The sequence below is a fragment of the Roseibium sp. genome (assembly GCF_965233565.1).
Lineage (GTDB): Bacteria > Pseudomonadota > Alphaproteobacteria > Rhizobiales > Stappiaceae > Roseibium.
In genome coordinates, this window is record NZ_OZ247494.1 from 1,755,415 (window position 1) to 1,771,397 (window position 15,983).

Here is a 15,983-nt window from a genome sequence, read left to right on the forward strand (position 1 = left end):
CTAGATCGAGCCGATCGTCTTCAGCTTGATGCGCGGGTGGACTTCGGCCTGGCTCATGATGGTGGTGTGGGCCCGGAAGCGCTCGACGATGGAGCGGACGAAGGGCCGTGTCTGCGGCGAGGTCAGGAGCACAGGCACCTCGCCCTGCTGGGCGGCCTCCTCGAAGGCATCGCGCACGCGGCCGACAAACTCCTGCAGCTTGCTCGGCTGCATGGCGAGCTGGCGGTCGTCGCCCTCGCCCACGATCGCCTCCAGGAAGGCCTGTTCCCATTGCGGCGACAGGGCGATCAGCGGCAGATAGCCGCCGGGCGACAAGTTGGACGCGCAGATCTGGCGGCCAAGGCGCGTGCGCACATGTTCGGCAATGGTGTCCGTGTTGCGGGTCATGCCGGTCGCCTCCGACACGCCTTCCAGGATCGTGCCGAGATCGCGCACCGAAATGCGCTCGTTGAGCAGCGTCTGCAAGACGCGCTGGATACCGGAGACGGTGATCTGCGACGGGATCAGATCTTCCACCAGCTTGGCCTGTTCGCCCTGCAGCTCCTTCAGCAGTTTCTGAACATCGCCATAGGTCAGGAGTTCGGAAATATTGGCCTTGATGGTCTCTGTCAGATGGGTCGACAGCACGGTGGCCGGGTCAACCACTGTATATCCGCGCAGGGACGCGTCCTCGCGATACTGGGCCTCCACCCAGGTGGCCGGCAGTCCGAAGGTCGGTTCGGTCGTGTGCGTGCCCGGCAATTTGACCTGGCCACCGGCCGGATCCATGACCATGAAGTGGTTCGGGTAGAGCACCCCGCGCCCGGCCTCGACTTCCTTGACCTTGATGACATAGTCGTTGGCGCCGAGCTGGATGTTGTCGAGAATGCGTACGGGCGGCATGATCACGCCCATGTCGCCGGCGACCTGGCGACGCAACGCCTTGATCTGCTCGGTCAGGACATCGCCCTCGCTGGTGGCCTTGCCGTTGATCAGCGGCAGCAGCGCATAGCCCAGTTCGATGCGCAGTTCGTCCATCTTGAGCGCATCGGTGATCGGCGGTTCCGGCGGCGGCGGCGGAGCGGTCTCGATTGCCTTCACCTGTGCCGCCTTGGCCGCTTCCTGTTTCTTCTGCGTGCCAACCCTGTAGGCAAGATAACCGGCAACACCGGCCAGACCGAAAAACGGGATCATCGGCATGCCCGGCAGCAGCGCCAGGATCACCATCACGGCCGCGGACATGCCAAGTGCCTTCGGATAGCCCGTGAACTGAGCCGTCAGCGCCTTGTCGGCAGCACCATGCACCCCGGCCTTGGAGACCAGCAGGCCGGCCGCGGTCGAGACGATCAGCGCAGGGATCTGCGAGACAAGGCCGTCACCGATGGTCAGCAGCGTGTAGTTGTTGGCCGCTTCGGAGAAGCTCAGCTCCATCTGGGCAACGCCGATGAAGATGCCGCCAAGAATGTTGATGAAGGTGATCAGCAGGCCGGCAATGGCATCGCCGCGCACGAATTTCGAGGCACCGTCCATAGCGCCGAAGAAGGAGCTTTCGTCTTCCAGCGCCTTGCGCCGTGACTTGGCTTCCGCCTCATCGATGAGGCCAGCTGAGAGATCCGCGTCGATTGCCATCTGCTTGCCCGGCATGGCGTCCAGGGTGAAGCGGGCGGCGACTTCCGCGATACGGCCGGAACCCTTGGTGATGACCACGAAGTTCACGATCACCAGGATCGCGAAGACGATGATCCCGATGACAAAGTTCCCGCCCATCACGAGGTTGCCGAAGGACTGGATGACGTTGCCGGCGGCCGCGGTCCCCTCGTGGCCGTTCGACAGGATCAGGCGGGTCGAGGCGATGTTCAGGCCAAGCCGCAGCATCGTCGCGATCAGGAGCACCGTCGGGAAGGACGAGAATTCCAGCGGTTTCTGGATGAACAGGCCCGTCATCAGGATCAGGACCGAGAAGATGATCGACACCGCCAGGAACATGTCCAGCATCACGGGAGGCATCGGCAGGATCAGCAGCGTCAGGATGACGAGAATGCCGGTGGCAAGACCGATATCGCCCTTCTTCAGGGTATCGATCAGCTCCGCAACGCTCGGGAAACCGGACACCCCGCCGCCGGTCTGCGGTGCAGCCGCCTGCTGGCCCGGCGCAGCGCCACCCGGGCCTTTCGGCCCGCCTGCACCACCTTGTCCGTCTGCCGCCGTGTCCGACATTCCGATTTCAGTTCCTTACCTGCGCCATCCGTCCTGAAGCGGCGCTGCGTCCTCTGGTCCGGGCCCTATCCGGGCCCGAAAGCTTATGTGCGGGCTTCGCCAGGCCCGGGCACGCTGATACCTTCATCGGTATATTGATTCAGCTTGTTGCGCAGCGTCCGGATCGAGATACCCAGAATTTTCGCTGCATGGGTCCGGTTGCCCAGACAATGGTCCAGCGTGTCCAGGATGAGGTCCCGCTCCACGTCGGCAACCGTGCGGCCGACAAAGGATCGTGTCACAGCTTCCGCGGTTTGCGCCGCCCGTTCTGCAGGGCCTCTGGAGACGGTCAGTGGAGAGCCGTCGGGCATGCGGATCGCCTCAACGCCGATTTCAGCACCGTTTGCCAGGAGAATGGCCCGGTGCATGGTGTTTTCCAGTTCGCGGACGTTCCCGGGCCACGGATTGCTCATCAGCGCCTGACGCGCCTCGGCCGACAGCGGACGCACCGGCACGCCGTTGGCCTCCGAATAATGGGAGATGAAGAAGCCTGCGAGTTCCATGATGTCGGCCGGACGCTCCCGCAGAGCCGGCAGTTTCAGATTGACGACATTCAGCCGGAACAGGAGATCTTCGCGAAACTGGCCCTGCCGCACGGTTTCGGCCAGATCCCGGTTGGAGGTGGCCAGGATGCGGATATTCACCGGAACCGGACGTGTGCCGCCGACGCGGTCGATCATCCGTTCCTGGATCGCGCGCAGCAACTTGGCCTGCAGCCGCACATCCATCTCGGAAATCTCGTCCAGGAGCAGCGTGCCGCCGTCGGCTTCCTCGAATTTGCCGATCCGCCGTGCCACGGCCCCGGTAAAGGCGCCCTTCTCGTGGCCGAACAATTCAGATTCCAGCAGATGTTCCGGGATCGCGGCGCAGTTGATCGAAATGAAGGGTTTCGAGGCCCGGTTCGAACATTTGTGCACGTGGCGGGCGATGACTTCCTTGCCCGTGCCGGATTCGCCGGTGATCAAAACGGAGGCTTCAGAGGGCGCCACCTGCTCGGCCAGCTTGACCACGGTGGCCATCGCCTCGTCGCGGTAAATCAGGTCGCCGCGTTCCTGGGCGACCGCCGCCAGAACGGCCGCGATCATTTCCGGATCCGGCGGCAGCGGGATATATTCCTTCGCGCCGGCCCGGATCGCCGAAACGGCCGCCTGGGCATCGGTCTCGATGCCACAGGCAACGACCGGAACGTGGACCCTTTCGTCCTGAAGTTTCTGGATCAGGCCGGCAATGTCGAGATGCACCTCGACCATCAGAAGGTCCGCGCCGCGGCCCGATCTGAGAACCTTCAGGGCCCCTTCGACATCGTCCGCATGGGTGACCTGCGCCCCGCTCTGCATGGCGATCTTCGAAGCGGTGGTCAGCTGACCGCCGAGGGTTCCGACTATTAACAGACGCATCCGTGCTGTTTCCTATCGATCCGTCTTGATGATTTCCGTCATGGTCACGCCGAGCTTGTCTTCCACAAGGACAACTTCGCCGCGGGCAACCAGACGGTTGTTCACGTAAATGTCGATGGCCTCACCGACCTTGCGGTCGAGTTCCAGCACCGTGCCGGAGGCCAGCTTCAAGAGATCCGAGACATGCATGCGGGAATGCCCGAGCACCGCGGAAATCCGGACCGGGACATCAAACACGGCCTCCAGATCGGCCGCGGATTGCGGTCCGAGAACCTCACCGTCATCTGCGTGACGCTCGGGAGCTTCCAGCTCGTCGAGCGGAATGTTGGTATCCTGTTCGTCGCTCATGCGTCAGTGTCCTTTTCCGCCGGCTTGTCCGACGGAGTTCCGCGTTTTTCTGAACTGCGCGCCCGCAAATAGGCGCGGATACTCGTGTCGATCTCGCCTTCCAGCGCTTTCCGGTCCCGCCGGATGCCACCATCGGCCCATTCGATATGGCAATCGCCCCGGCTGATTTCAGGCTCTCCGAGGATCACCAGGCGTCCCTCGAACCCCTTTTCATGCACGATCGGGTCTACCTGGGCTTTCAGCGCCTCGACATCCTTTTCCGCGATGCGGATGACAAGATGCGGCGCCTTGCGCAAGGGCCCCAGACATTCTGACACCAACGCCACCGTTTCGGCCAGCGGCTGGCGGGCAATCAGGTGGGCGCACAGGCGTCTAGCCACAAGAAATGACAGGCTAATCGCATCCTGCTCCCGGGCGGCCTGGACCTCGTCCAGTGTCTCCAGCACCTGCCCCACTGCCCGCACGAGATGACCGACCTCCTCCGTCAGCAGCGTCTCCTGCTTGGTCTGCAGGTCCTGAAGGGCCTTGACCCGGCCTTCCTCGAACGCCTTGGCCTGAGCCTCCTTCAGAAGCTTCTTGTGCTCGGAAACCGGGATCATCGGAATTTCCGGTTCGGGCGGAGCAACCACCTCCGGCTCCTCCGGTTCGGAGAAGTCGACATTGAACAGGAATTTCGACGGGTTGCTCATACTGCCCATTCTGTTTCCGCTACGCGCCGCTTGCCGCATCAATAGATAATCTCGTCATCGCCCTTGGACTTGGAGATCATGATCTCGCCCTTGGCCGCCAGGTCCTTGGCCTTGTTGACCATGCTGGTCTGTGCCTCGTCCACGTCTCTAAGGCGTACAGGTCCAAGCGCATCCATGTCGTCCTGCAGAAGCTTGGCTGCGCGCGAGGACATATTGCCGAAGAAGAATTCCCGCGCCGTGTCGGTCGAGCCCTTCAGGGCGATCGCCAGCTGGTCCTTCTCCACATGGCGCAGCAGCGTCTGGCAGCTTGCCGCGTCGAGCTTGAGCAGATCGTCGAAGGTGAACATCAGCGTCTTGATCCGGTCCGCCGCCTCGCGGTTGTCCTCTTCCAGCGCGGCCAGGAACCGGGCCTCTGTCTGCCGGTCGAAATTGTTGAAGATGTCGGCCATCATCTCGTGACTGTCCCGGCGCGACGTGTTGGTGAGGTTCGACATGAACTCGACACGGAGCGTCTGCTCGACCTTCTCCAGAACTTCCTTTTGAACGGCATCCATGCGCAGCATCCGGCTGACGACTTCGAGCGCCAGCTCTTCCGGCAGGATACCCAGAACACGCGCGGCATGGTCCGAGTTGATCTTCGACAGCACCACCGCAACGGTTTGCGGATATTCGTTCTTCAGATAGTTGGCGAGAACGTTCTCCTGCACATTGGAGAGCTTCTCCCACATGTTGCGGCCTGCCGGTCCGCGGATCTCCTCCATGATGATGGAGACCTTGTCACCGGGCAGGAAGCTGGCCAGAAGACGTTCGGTTGCATCCACGTTGCCGGTCAGCGCCCCGGTGGAACTGACACGGCGCACGAAATCCTTGAACAGGTCCTCCAGCATGTTCGGCGTGACCGGCCCCAGATTGGCCATGGCAGCCGACACCTGGCGCACTTCGATTTCGTCCAGCTTCTCCCAGATCGGCGCACCATGCTGCTCACCAAGCGCCAGCAGCAGGACGGCTGCCCGTTCGGCACCCTTCAGCTCACGATCTTCGTGCTCTGCGCTGACCTGGAGCTGTTTCTGGAGTTGATCGCTTACCATCAGGCTGCCTGCTCATCCAGCCAGCCGCGAACAATGTTCACCGCTTCCGTCGGATGATCCGAGATCATGCCGCCGACCTTTGCGATCGAACTCGCCTGCATGGCGCCTTCCTGTTTGGCCTGCTCAAGCCATTCAATAACAAACTCGTCTTCTTCCGGCTCATCCTTCGGCACTTCGGTTTCAACCACCAGCGTACCGTCCGGTCCGATCATCAGTTCCTGCGGCTGTTTTTCTTCCGGTGTCACGATGCGGCGCAGCAGCGGGCGGACCACGAACAGCAGCAACAGAACCGCGATCAGGAACAGGACACCGAGTTCGGCGAACCGGATGATGTCGTCCCTTGTGAATTCAAACAGTCCGTCCGGCTCGGCCAGGAGGTCGTCCTGGGGCGGCAGGGCGAACTGCAGATTGACCACTTCCACGCTGTCACCGCGTGTCGCGTCGAAGCCGACGGCCGAGCGGACCAGAACCGCGATACGATCCAGCGTCTCCTGGGAACGCGGCGTATAGACATTGTTTCCGCTGCCATCCGGCTGATACGTGCCGTCCACCAGCACCGCAACGGACAGTCGGCGCACCTGACCGGCTTCGACCACTTCGGTCCGCGTCGACCTGGAAATCTCGTAATTGGTGATTTCTTCGGTCAGCGTCGAAGTATCCCGCTCGCCGCCGCCATCCTCTTGCGCATTTGCGTTGGGCTGCTGGTTACCCACAGTCACCTGACCGTTCCGCGACACCGCCGAGCTTGCTTCTTCCTTGGTCTGGGTCGAACGCACGACCTGGCCTTCCGGGTCGAAGGTCTCCGTGGTTTCGGTCAGCCGGTTGTAATCCACTTCCGCGTTGACGCGGACCCGCGCACGTCCCGGACCAACCACGGAATTCAGAATTTCCTCAATCTGGTTGCGCAACCGGCTTTCGACGGCGACCGTGCGTTCCTGCAACGAGGCCGAAACCATGCCGTCTTCGTCATTACCGACACCCGAGGCGAGCAAGCGACCGCTCTCATCGACAATCGACACCCGATCCGGATCAAGCCCGTCAACAGCCGTTGCCACGAGGTGCTGCACGGCGCGGATTTCGCCAGGACCCAGCGCACCGCGCACATTCAGCACGATGGAGGCCGAAGGCGGACGGCGGTCCCGCTGGAACAGTTGCCGCTCCGGGATGACCAGATGAACGCGGGCGGCCCGAATGCGATCGAGCGAACCGATCGTGCGTGACAACTCGCCTTCCATGGCGCGCAGGTGATTGATGTTCTGAACGAAACTGGTGGCCCCCAGCGTATCGGTCCGGTCAAAGATCTCGTAGCCGATGGACCCGCCGGTCGGCAGACCTTCTGCAGCAAGCTGCATTCTAAGCCGGGCAACCTGCTCCTTGGACACAAGAATGGTGGAGCCTTCGCGCTTGAGCTGGAACTGCACTCCCTGGCTTTCCAGCTGGGTCACGATGGCCGCGGAATCTTCAAGGGTCAGCTCATTGTAGAGCGTCGTCATCTGAGGGGCTGTGACACGGAAAATGATAAACGCGAACACGCCGATCAGGATAGCCGCAACCGCGCCCATCGCGGCGATACGTGCCGGTCCCAGTGTTCTAATGAATTCAGTTAGTCCGTTCACGAATGCCCGCCCGCATCTGAAACATGCCTAAAGCCGTTATTGTTGGAGTCGGCTCGGCATACCACACCTTCGATGGGCAAAATTTGCCGCCCAGAGGGTTAACAAGTGGTTAACAAACCCTTTCCCGCATTCCGGGATCGGCGGATTTCTGCGAATTCATATAATGCAAAACGCAACTCAGGTGGGGAAAAACTGCCTACCTGATTAATTTTTGGATAAGTTCCGTTGAGGTCAGCCGGCACCGCGCAGCGCAAATCAGCGGGAGTATTGGCGCTGACAATCAACGGCCCCGAAGCAGGCGCTGGACATCTCCACCAACCGCTTCCGCCTTGCCAAGTGGCGTGTCGCCAAACTCCGAGACCAGCGACGTGTTTGCTCCCGCCTCCAGCAGCGCCTCGATAATCTTGAGATTTTGCCTGGAGATCGCAACATGCAAAGGCGTCTCGGACATGTCGCCGACGGCGTTGACGTCCGCACCGGCACGTATGAGCTCCAGGGCAGAATATGTATCGTCCCGCCAGAGCATGACATGCAGCGGCGTGTCCCCATCGGCGCCGCGGCTGTCGAGACGGACCTCCGCCGCCCCCATCTCTGCCGGGAAGAGCGTTTCGGAACAGGAGGCGAGGATCTCCTGGAGACTGGCGCGTCGTTTGGGTCTTCTGGACATGGAAAACGCTTTCGCCAAGAAAACTGGAGGACAGGGTTTCTGCTGTTCAATAAAAAAGGCCGGCTGAGCCGACCCTTCAACGGCGCGCCATCCGCGCCGCTCCATCCAAATGTGTTCCGGTCAGTTCCGGTATTGCTGGATCCGTGTGGCCCTGAGGCCGGCAAGCCCATGCTTTTCGATCGAACTCTGCCAGGAGAGGAATTCCTCAACCGTCAAAGTGTATCTCTGGCAAGCCTCTTCCAGGGACAGGAGTCCCCCTCGAACCGCCGCAACCACTTCCGCCTTGCGCCGGATGACCCACCGTTTGGTGGAGGTCGGCGGAAGGTCCGCAATGGTAAGCGGGCTTCCATCGGGGCCGATGACATATTTTACACGCGAACGAATCTGTTCGGTCATTGTACTCTCACACTAACCATGACCAAGGTTGATTTGAGACTACCTGATGACGCTTAACAAACGACTAAAGCAAAGTTGTGTTTTTATTAACTATAAAATCTAAATTTAGTGAATGATATTTAGGGTTTCGTCAAAATAATCATTCGAATTGTAAATACCGATATATGAATTCGTTAACCATAGTTACTAACCCATGCAATTTGCGAGGCAATTCGGTTTCAATCCAAAATTGCGACAGACACACAAAAGACAGGAAGATGGTTGGACAACAAAAAGCCCCGAACAGGTTCGAGGCTTTTCGGATCGGATTATCCTGATCGACCTGTCGCTACGACGGGCTGGACACCTTTGTCACGGCGCTGATCGGGAATTCCTGGTTGCCGACCTTCAGCACTGCCTCGCCGCTGGACCAGTCCACGCTGTCAACAACTCCCGTCACCTGCGTGCGCACCGTCTCCGGCCGGCTTGAAGAGTCCTTCACGTCGAAGGCGATCGTATAAAGCCCGTCCACCGCCTGCTGGCCGCTGTCGGTGCGGCCGTCCCAGTTGAACGTGCCACTGCCGGCATCAAGCTCGATATCGCCGCTATAGACCACCGCGCCGCTGGAATTGCGGATCTCGAAGGTTCCCGTCGCCGCCTCGGTCACATCGTATGCCCAGCTCGCCTGACTGCCCGTCAGCGTCGTGGTAGAGGCGTCCGCCGTCACTTCATTGCCGATATAGCTGACATAGCTCATGCTTTGATTGCTCTGCAGCGTCGCGATGATGTCTTCCAGGTTCTGGTTCTGCTTGATCGCCTGCTCGACATTGGAATACTGCACCAGCTGGTTGGTGTACTCGGCCGAGTCCAATGGATCGAGCGGATCCTGGTTCTGGATCTGCGTCGTCAGGATACTCAGGAAGAGCTCGTAATCCGCGATCAGGCTGGCGCTGCTGTTTGCCGCATCGCCCGTCGTTGTCGCAGATGTGGATGAAGTAATTGTGGTCATGCTTCACTCCCGGGACGGATCCCGCCCCTTTATACTTTCATGTCCAGACCGCCGCGCTGTTCGGCAAGCATCAATCGGACCCGGTCACTGACCTCCGGGTCTGCATCTCCGGCGCCGTCTGCAGAGCCCTCATCAGCACTGCCCGAACCGTTCCGGTTCTCCTGGTCCCCGGCCATGTCCTGACCACCATCCTGCTTCAGCGAGAACTGCAGATTGTCGGAATCCGGATTGAGACCAGCCGCTTCGAGAGCGCGTTCCAGGCCCCGCTGGTCCCTGAGGAACATGTCGAGGGTTTCCGGCCGCTCGACGATCAGGTGCGCTTGAACGCTGCCGTCGGCGGCGACCCGCATGTTGACTTCAACCCGGCCGAGCTCCGGCGGATCGAACCGCATCTGAAATTGCGTCTGTCCGTTTTTCAGGTTCCGGACAATTTCTGCAGCCACCTGTGTGGCCACCTGCGTTGACTGAGCCTGATTGGGCGTCTGCAGGCTTTCCGTGCGCATTGCCCCGCTCATGTCACCGCCGCGAACGGTAGCCGTCGTGAACTCCGAGCCGGCTTCCAGTTCAAGAACACCTGGCGGCAGGTCGCCTTCCTCACTCAGGACTGGAGCCAGGGCAGCTGCGGCAACAGGCGCCGCCAGGCCGGCAGCTGTGTTTTGAGCTGCGCTTGATCCACGGTCAGAATTGGCGGAACCTGCCGTTCCCGCCCCCGCTCCAGCCGCAGGCTTGGCGCCGGTCGCTGGCGCAGTGTCAGCAGATAATGGCTTAAGAGGCAGAGCATCTCCATCAATGTCCTGATCCAGTGCCACATCCAGCCCGGACGCGACCACCACGGGTGCATCATCCGTCGCCGCCGGGATCTGGATCTGGGGCTGGACCGCGGACTGCCCCGCATTCGCAACAACAGCAGGAGCCGCTGCCGGCGCCCCTGCGGCTTGAGTGACGCCCCCCTGCCCGTCAGCCGGCTTGGACCCGAGACCCTGGCCGGCAATCTGTTGGACCGGCGCGGACGGCGCTTTAGTCATGACATCGGCCACTGTCTGCGATTGGAGCACCGCCGACGGCGCTCCACCGGTCATTGGTCCGGAAGTGTCGGTCACCGTTTGCTGCGCCGGGGCTGCGGCAGTTACCTGCACCACCGGTGGTTTCACCCCGGTTGCCGGCGTACCGGCCGCTCCGGCAGTGGCAACAGCGGGCAGTTGCATCTCAACAGTCGGAACAGGTCCGGCGGGCCGCGACTGGACGGGAACCGTTGTCGGCGCGCGGAATTCTTGCGGCAACTCGGTCTGCCAACGCCGCCCGGCAGGGGCTGTGGCCTGTTGAAGAGGTTCACCGGATGACTGGGACAGCGGACCCGTTTGCACACCTTCGCCAACTTGCTGAGGTGTGGCCGGCGATGCCGCTCCTGAAGAAGCCGATTGCGAAGGTTGGGCAGGTATCGGCGTCGCGGGCGCGGCACCGGAAACAGCACCAGCACCCACGCCTGCCGCCAGTCCGCCGGTCTGGGGCAAGGCACCCCCTGCGCCTGTATCGACTGAAGGCCCAGTCACCTGAGGCACAACGGCGGCACCTGCCGAAACGGCCGGCGACATAACCACGCCCATATGGGCCGGTGCCAACGCCGCCAGGGTAATTTCTCCGGCAGGCGTAGCTGGCAGACTGACGTCATCCGTCTCCGCGACCTCCACACCAGCTTCTGCCACCGGCATCTGCTGGCCTTCCTCCGGCACTGCCACTTCGGGCAAGGTTTCCGGCACCGCGTCTTGCGGCAGGACGGTCCCCTCCGGCAGTTCAGCGGAAGACTTTAAAAGCTGAAGTGTTTCCAGAGCGCTTTCCGCCGCCCCGGCCTGCCCGGCCTTGGCTCCGTCCTGCGCGAGAGCCTGCCCGGCCACCGCTTTCAGTTCATGCGCGAAACCGCCCGCTTCTCCACCGGCGATCACACCACCAGAAGCCGGCGCAGCTCCGAGCGCACCTCCGCCCCCGGCAGCCAGCGCCCCGGCAGAAACATCCGTTGTCAGTCCAAATGGCAGCACGATTGCCCCCGAAATCCTCGCCCGCCGCTGCAGGCACATTGCGTCACGAGACAGAAAGCAAGGAGCGGGCCAACCGAAGCCCCTTTGCAAGTGACTGATTTTCCTGACGAAAGGAGTCACATCCTCGCAATACATACCCTCAAGGGGCGGCAAGGTTTGCCGATCGGGCAAAGCGTGCCTGCCATGCACAGGCGGGCAATTGGCAAAGAATGACCATATCTGTATAGTGCCGCCAACTTTGAAACAGGCCTTGAGATCAGCGCGCAGCCTCTCCCGATGCAATCGGCGTGGACGGCCCGGGGCAACTGCCCGGAGCGCTGAACCGGCCAGGACTTCTGGAAGACTTTGAAAATGCGAAACAGTCTGGATCTGCCCGGCCGCCCGGAGGATACGCGTGTTGTCGTTGCCATGTCCGGCGGCGTCGACAGTTCCGTCGTCGCGGCGCTGATGAAGGCGGAGGGCTATGACGTCATCGGCGTCACGCTTCAGCTTTACGATCATGGTGCCGCGGTTGCCAAGGCCAAGTCCTGCTGCGCCGGCGTCGACATTCACGACGCCCGCCGCGCGGCCGAGACAATCGGCATCCCGCATTACGTGCTTGATTATGAAAGCCGCTTCAAGGAGCAGGTCATGGACCGCTTTGCCGACAGCTATATAGCCGGCGAAACCCCGATCCCCTGCGTCTCCTGCAATCAGACCGTCAAGTTCACCGATCTCCTGAAGACCGCGAAGGATCTCGGCGCAGATGCGCTGGCGACCGGCCATTATGTGCGCTCAAGCCAGCAGGGCAACAAGCGCGCACTCTACCGGCCCACCGACCTGGACCGAGACCAGAGCTACTTCCTGTTCGCCACGACCCAGGAGCAGTTGGACTTTGTCCGCTTTCCTCTTGGCGGCATGCCCAAGGCAAAGGTGCGGGACCTGGCTGAACAGTTCGGTCTGTCGGTGGCCAACAAGCCGGACAGCCAGGACATCTGCTTCGTGCCGAATGGCGACTATGCAGAGGTAATCCGCAAGCTGCGCCCCAATGCGGCCGAGCCGGGCGAGATAGTCCATATGGATGGCCGGGTGCTGGGCCGGCATGAAGGCATCATTCACTACACGATCGGCCAGCGCCGCGGTCTCGGCGTTGCCACCGGAGAACCGCTTTACGTGGTCCGCCTCGACCCGGACGAGCGCCGGGTGGTGGTCGGCCCGCGTGAAGCCCTGGCAACACGCACCATCCTGCTTCGGGACATGAACTGGATCGGCGATCAGCCGCTGGATGAGGGCGACGAGATAGAGCTCTTTGCCAAGGTGCGCTCCACCCGGCCACCGGCACCTGCCACCTTGCGCTTCCTGAACGGCAAGGCCTTTGTCGACCTGGCAAATGCCGAAACCGGAGTGGCGCCGGGCCAGGCCTGCGTCTTTTTCGATTCAGACGACGACACGGCGCGGGTTTTCGGCGGCGGCTGGATCGACAAGACCGAGCGCACCGGCACCTGGACCATCGATTTTCCACAAGCCGAAAGCCCGGTTTCTGCCGCTTGAGCAACATTGAAAAACTTTGCGGACGGGCATCGATTCAACGCTTGACGCCCGCCCGCCGCCTCACTATAAGCACCCCACGTTGCGCGGGCCGCCCAGGCCCTGAAGCGCATTGGATGGCGGAGTAGCTCAGCCGGTTAGAGCAGCGGAATCATAATCCGCGTGTCGGGGGTTCGAGTCCCTCCTCCGCTACCAATCCAAGTTGATCTTGTCCGATTTAATTCCACCCAAGCTATGACCCTGCAGCCATATCACCCTCACTGGGTTGGGCGGGCTTTGTGAACATAGTCTTCCTGGTTGAAGCGAAGGTGTGCTCGCCCCATGCACTTCCTAAACTCCGCGACCGAAAGGCTTCGCTCGGTGATCTGTACCGCCGTGTCCTGGCTGAAACCGTCACTGAAATTGATTGTGCCAATCATGCCCCCTTGCTGCTGATCTTCCCAGAGACCTAGCCCGTTAAGGCCCGGCTTTTACACTGAGAACTGCCCCATGTTTAAACCCACACCTGCGTGATTTCTGTGAAGGAATACGGAGTGAGAGACATGGCGTTGTTGAGCGTTGTCAGACACTGGCATTTTCTTGATCAGCTTTCGATCCAGGAGATTTCCCGGCGCATCGGATTGACCCGGAACACAAAGCGCAAGTATTTGCGCACCGATACGGTTGAACCCGTGTTCAAGGTTCCCGCACGGCCCAGAAAACTCGAACCCTCGCCGACAAGCTGTCGGACTGCCTGCGCACAGGGGCCACCAAATCGCGCAACCCAGAAACGACTGAGCTTCCTGAGGATCTGGTGTCTCAAGGAAGCCATTTTCAAAGCAGTGGGCAGCGGCCTTTCCGAAGATCTTGCGGCAATCGATCTGACGGCCTCCCCAGACGAAACGGTCAGGCCCGTCTTCTACCGGAAAAATTGGTGGTTAGCTCGCACTTTCAGAAATCACCACAACCCAGAGTTACCAATTGCAACATGGCCATGAAATCGCCCTCATTAACCTCAATTTGAAGGGCGTAAACATTGATGCAACTATTGATGCAACTATAAGTTTTTAAACACTTTTTCTGAAAAGATCACTAAGCATTTTCTCCAATTGCAGCACGCTGGGAGGGTATTAAAAACTATTTCTGACCGACGGATAATGTGGATTTATTTTTCGCGACCCACCGCATGCCGGAATATTCTATTCTATTTTTTATAGCGAAATCTAGAATACACGATCAGTAGTTGCGTACCTTGCGGTTTTGGATCTCTATGGCACAGCTACAGGAGATGTTCTCGGCTTAGCTATTGGGGAAGTAAATTGGAATTATCGTGGCTTAAAGATTTTGTAGCGCTGTCGGAAGTTAAAAACTTCTCGAAAGCTGCAGACTCTCGCAATGTAAGCCAGCCTGCATTCAGTCGACGCATTAAAATACTAGAAGAAGAAGTCGGAACAAAGCTTATAGATCGCACGACGGTTCCATTATCCATGACATCCGCCGGAGAAATTTTCCTTTCACAAGCGAGACATATACTTTCCACATACCACGACACCGTCACACGATGTCGCGAAGCGAGTACAGTCCTGGCCGGCAAGTTGCGCATAGCGGCTCCCCAGTCGCTTTACCTCACCCAATACCTCTGGCATCTGGAGCGGCACCTCGATCCGCAAATGACAGAGCGGAACCTGAAGTCTCCGTCCTGGTCGTCCGATCAGTACATTACGGCCTTGCAGCAGAAGTATTGTGACCTGGTCCTCCTTTATTGGCATCCGGAGATGCGTCACGCAGAAGAACTCGACAAGGGGGAATTCGAACACATCTCGCTGGCACATGACCGGCTGATCGCCGTGACCTCCACAAAACCGTCGATCCCGATTGCAGCGGGCAGCCCCTCTCCTTTCAGCCCTGGTCCGGTTCTCGGCTATTGCTCGACTTCGTCACTCAGTTCGCTGGTGGACCAGCTGATTTGCCGGCATTTCCCGCAAATCGGCGTCGAGGAGGTCAACCGTGCCGGCAGAGCCGTCGGCGTCAAGGCACTTATCATGGAAGGTTTCGGGGTCGGCTGGTTGCCAAAGGCAATGTGCCAGAAGGAACTCGATTGCGGCCAGTTACGGCAGATCGGAGATGACAGGTTCTCCGCGCAACTTGAAATCCGCCTCTACAGGCGCCGTGCAAATACCAAGGAAAGCCTCTCGCGCCTCTGGCAACTTCTGCAATCGGAAGCAAAAGAACGCTCGAACGTTTTTCCACTTTCAAGAAATGCCTGAAACATATGTCTCCCTGGTTTCGCTCCCCCTTTCGATCCGACCACCTGAACCTTGTTTGCCTCCCGCAGGCCGGCTCGGATACGTCGCTCTTCATGCGCTGGCAGAAAGACCTTGCAACCCATTTGCATATTGTGCCGGTGGCCTTACCCGGGCGCAGCACGCGTCTAGATGACAAAATCCCCGCGAGCCTGGAGACCATGGTCGAAGAGCTGTTCGAAGCCATGATCCCCATGACCGTGTCTCCTTACGCAATATTGGGATCCAGCATGGGCGGGTGGTTGGCATACGAACTTTGCCGCCGGATCGAAGCACACAATCTTGCCCGGCCCGTCGCGGTGTTTGTCATCACGTCCCCCCCGCCGCACGCAGAGCGGATCTTGCCGGAGCTCGATCCTGGCAACATCGACTTTACCCTCGAGCAGCTGATCGCCTTCAATCCGGCGAATGGGATCCTCAGGGAATACCCTGAGCTTCAGGAGGTTTTGTTGCCGACTATCCTCGCGGACTTCAACCTCTGCCGCCGGTATCGGCTTGAGCGGCCGATCCCTATCGGAACTCCGCTTGTCGCCGTCAGCGCGAACCTTGACACGATAGTTCCGGCAAAACTGATGTCCGACTGGGGTGAATACACGATCGGGAAGTTTCAGCATTTCGAACTTCCCGGCGATCATGCGCTGATCGAAAATCCGCCGCCTCAACTGTTTCAGGCCCTTCGGTCTCAGCTAGGCGTTTCGCGGTTAGCTCCCTGATCGC

The 15,983-nt window shown here is 60.2% G+C and carries 14 protein-coding genes and 1 tRNA gene; 5 read left to right on the forward strand and 10 right to left on the reverse strand.

Annotated features, from left to right (window positions below; all coding sequences use genetic code 11):
• The 10 genes from flhA to ACO6TG_RS08425 all read right to left on the reverse strand — a co-directional run bounded on the left by flhA (position 1) and on the right by ACO6TG_RS08425 (position 11,457).
• Positions 1-2,196: a flagellar biosynthesis protein FlhA gene (flhA, locus tag ACO6TG_RS08380; RefSeq protein WP_422377753.1), complete on the reverse strand. Its 2,196-nt coding sequence runs from the start codon at positions 2,194-2,196 to the stop codon at positions 1-3.
• A gap of 83 nt (positions 2,197-2,279) precedes the next feature.
• On the reverse strand, positions 2,280-3,632 hold the full coding sequence (locus ACO6TG_RS08385) for a sigma-54-dependent transcriptional regulator (RefSeq protein WP_422377754.1): 1,353 nt from the start codon (positions 3,630-3,632) through the stop codon (positions 2,280-2,282).
• A 12-nt stretch (positions 3,633-3,644) separates the two neighbouring features.
• Complete coding sequence (gene fliN / locus ACO6TG_RS08390) at positions 3,645-3,980, reverse strand: flagellar motor switch protein FliN (RefSeq protein ID WP_094071996.1); 336 nt, start codon at positions 3,978-3,980, stop codon at positions 3,645-3,647.
• Positions 3,977-4,678, reverse strand: a complete 702-nt coding sequence (locus tag ACO6TG_RS08395) for a FliH/SctL family protein (protein ID WP_422377755.1) — start codon at positions 4,676-4,678, stop codon at positions 3,977-3,979. Before ACO6TG_RS08395 ends, fliN begins: the two co-directional genes overlap by 4 nt.
• Before the next feature lie 29 nt (positions 4,679-4,707).
• Complete coding sequence (gene fliG, locus ACO6TG_RS08400) at positions 4,708-5,757, reverse strand: flagellar motor switch protein FliG (RefSeq protein WP_422377756.1); 1,050 nt, start codon at positions 5,755-5,757, stop codon at positions 4,708-4,710.
• The gene (gene fliF / locus ACO6TG_RS08405; protein ID WP_422377757.1) at positions 5,757-7,373 is read right to left on the reverse strand and encodes a flagellar basal-body MS-ring/collar protein FliF; all 1,617 of its coding nucleotides are present in this window, start codon (positions 7,371-7,373) and stop codon (positions 5,757-5,759) included. The genes fliG and fliF overlap by 1 nt, the downstream gene beginning before the upstream one ends.
• A 280-nt stretch (positions 7,374-7,653) precedes the next feature.
• Complete coding sequence (locus ACO6TG_RS08410) at positions 7,654-8,040, reverse strand: ankyrin repeat domain-containing protein (RefSeq protein ID WP_422377758.1); 387 nt, start codon at positions 8,038-8,040, stop codon at positions 7,654-7,656.
• Positions 8,041-8,160: 120 nt separating this feature from the next.
• Positions 8,161-8,436, reverse strand: coding sequence for a DUF1153 domain-containing protein (locus tag ACO6TG_RS08415; protein ID WP_008194991.1), 276 nt, complete (start codon positions 8,434-8,436; stop codon positions 8,161-8,163).
• Between the two features lie 328 nt (positions 8,437-8,764).
• Entirely contained in the window at positions 8,765-9,424 is a 660-nt protein-coding gene (locus tag ACO6TG_RS08420) for a flagellar hook assembly protein FlgD (RefSeq protein WP_422377759.1), read from the reverse strand.
• A 29-nt stretch (positions 9,425-9,453) separates the two neighbouring features.
• A complete protein-coding gene (locus ACO6TG_RS08425; RefSeq protein WP_422377760.1) occupies positions 9,454-11,457 on the reverse strand; it encodes a flagellar hook-length control protein FliK in 2,004 nt (667 codons plus the stop codon).
• 351 nt (positions 11,458-11,808) lie between these two features.
• On the opposite strand from ACO6TG_RS08425, the gene mnmA reads away from it, so the two are divergent.
• The 5 genes from mnmA (at position 11,809) to ACO6TG_RS08450 (ending at position 15,979) form a co-directional block, all read left to right on the forward strand.
• Entirely contained in the window at positions 11,809-12,987 is a 1,179-nt protein-coding gene (gene mnmA, locus ACO6TG_RS08430) for a tRNA 2-thiouridine(34) synthase MnmA (protein ID WP_422377761.1), read from the forward strand.
• Between the two features lie 115 nt (positions 12,988-13,102).
• A tRNA-Met gene (locus ACO6TG_RS08435) sits at positions 13,103-13,179 on the forward strand.
• Between the two features lie 347 nt (positions 13,180-13,526).
• Positions 13,527-13,961 (forward strand): 4'-phosphopantetheinyl transferase superfamily protein, encoded by a 435-nt coding sequence (locus ACO6TG_RS08440; RefSeq protein ID WP_422377762.1) that lies wholly within the window; start codon positions 13,527-13,529, stop codon positions 13,959-13,961.
• Between the two features lie 321 nt (positions 13,962-14,282).
• On the forward strand, positions 14,283-15,230 hold the full coding sequence (locus ACO6TG_RS08445; RefSeq protein WP_422377763.1) for a LysR family transcriptional regulator: 948 nt from the start codon (positions 14,283-14,285) through the stop codon (positions 15,228-15,230).
• A gap of 92 nt (positions 15,231-15,322) precedes the next feature.
• A complete protein-coding gene (locus tag ACO6TG_RS08450) occupies positions 15,323-15,979 on the forward strand; it encodes a thioesterase II family protein (RefSeq protein ID WP_422377764.1) in 657 nt (218 codons plus the stop codon).
• Positions 15,980-15,983 lie beyond the last annotated feature (4 nt).

What these genes read in the sequence shown, in the direction of transcription:
- flhA (WP_422377753.1), bottom strand. Translation starts at nt 2,196, where the DNA reads ATGTCGGACACGGCGGCAGACGGACAAGGTGGTGCAGGCGGGCCGAAA.
- ACO6TG_RS08385 (WP_422377754.1), bottom strand. Translation starts at nt 3,632, where the DNA reads ATGCGTCTGTTAATAGTCGGAACCCTCGGCGGTCAGCTGACCACCGCT.
- fliN (WP_094071996.1), bottom strand. Translation starts at nt 3,980, where the DNA reads ATGAGCGACGAACAGGATACCAACATTCCGCTCGACGAGCTGGAAGCT.
- ACO6TG_RS08395 (WP_422377755.1), bottom strand. Translation starts at nt 4,678, where the DNA reads ATGGGCAGTATGAGCAACCCGTCGAAATTCCTGTTCAATGTCGACTTC.
- fliG (WP_422377756.1), bottom strand. Translation starts at nt 5,757, where the DNA reads ATGGTAAGCGATCAACTCCAGAAACAGCTCCAGGTCAGCGCAGAGCAC.
- ACO6TG_RS08410 (WP_422377758.1), bottom strand. Translation starts at nt 8,040, where the DNA reads ATGTCCAGAAGACCCAAACGACGCGCCAGTCTCCAGGAGATCCTCGCC.
- ACO6TG_RS08415 (WP_008194991.1), bottom strand. Translation starts at nt 8,436, where the DNA reads ATGACCGAACAGATTCGTTCGCGTGTAAAATATGTCATCGGCCCCGAT.
- ACO6TG_RS08420 (WP_422377759.1), bottom strand. Translation starts at nt 9,424, where the DNA reads ATGACCACAATTACTTCATCCACATCTGCGACAACGACGGGCGATGCG.
- mnmA (WP_422377761.1), top strand. Translation starts at nt 11,809, where the DNA reads ATGCGAAACAGTCTGGATCTGCCCGGCCGCCCGGAGGATACGCGTGTT.
- ACO6TG_RS08440 (WP_422377762.1), top strand. Translation starts at nt 13,527, where the DNA reads ATGGCGTTGTTGAGCGTTGTCAGACACTGGCATTTTCTTGATCAGCTT.
- ACO6TG_RS08450 (WP_422377764.1), top strand. Translation starts at nt 15,323, where the DNA reads ATGCGCTGGCAGAAAGACCTTGCAACCCATTTGCATATTGTGCCGGTG.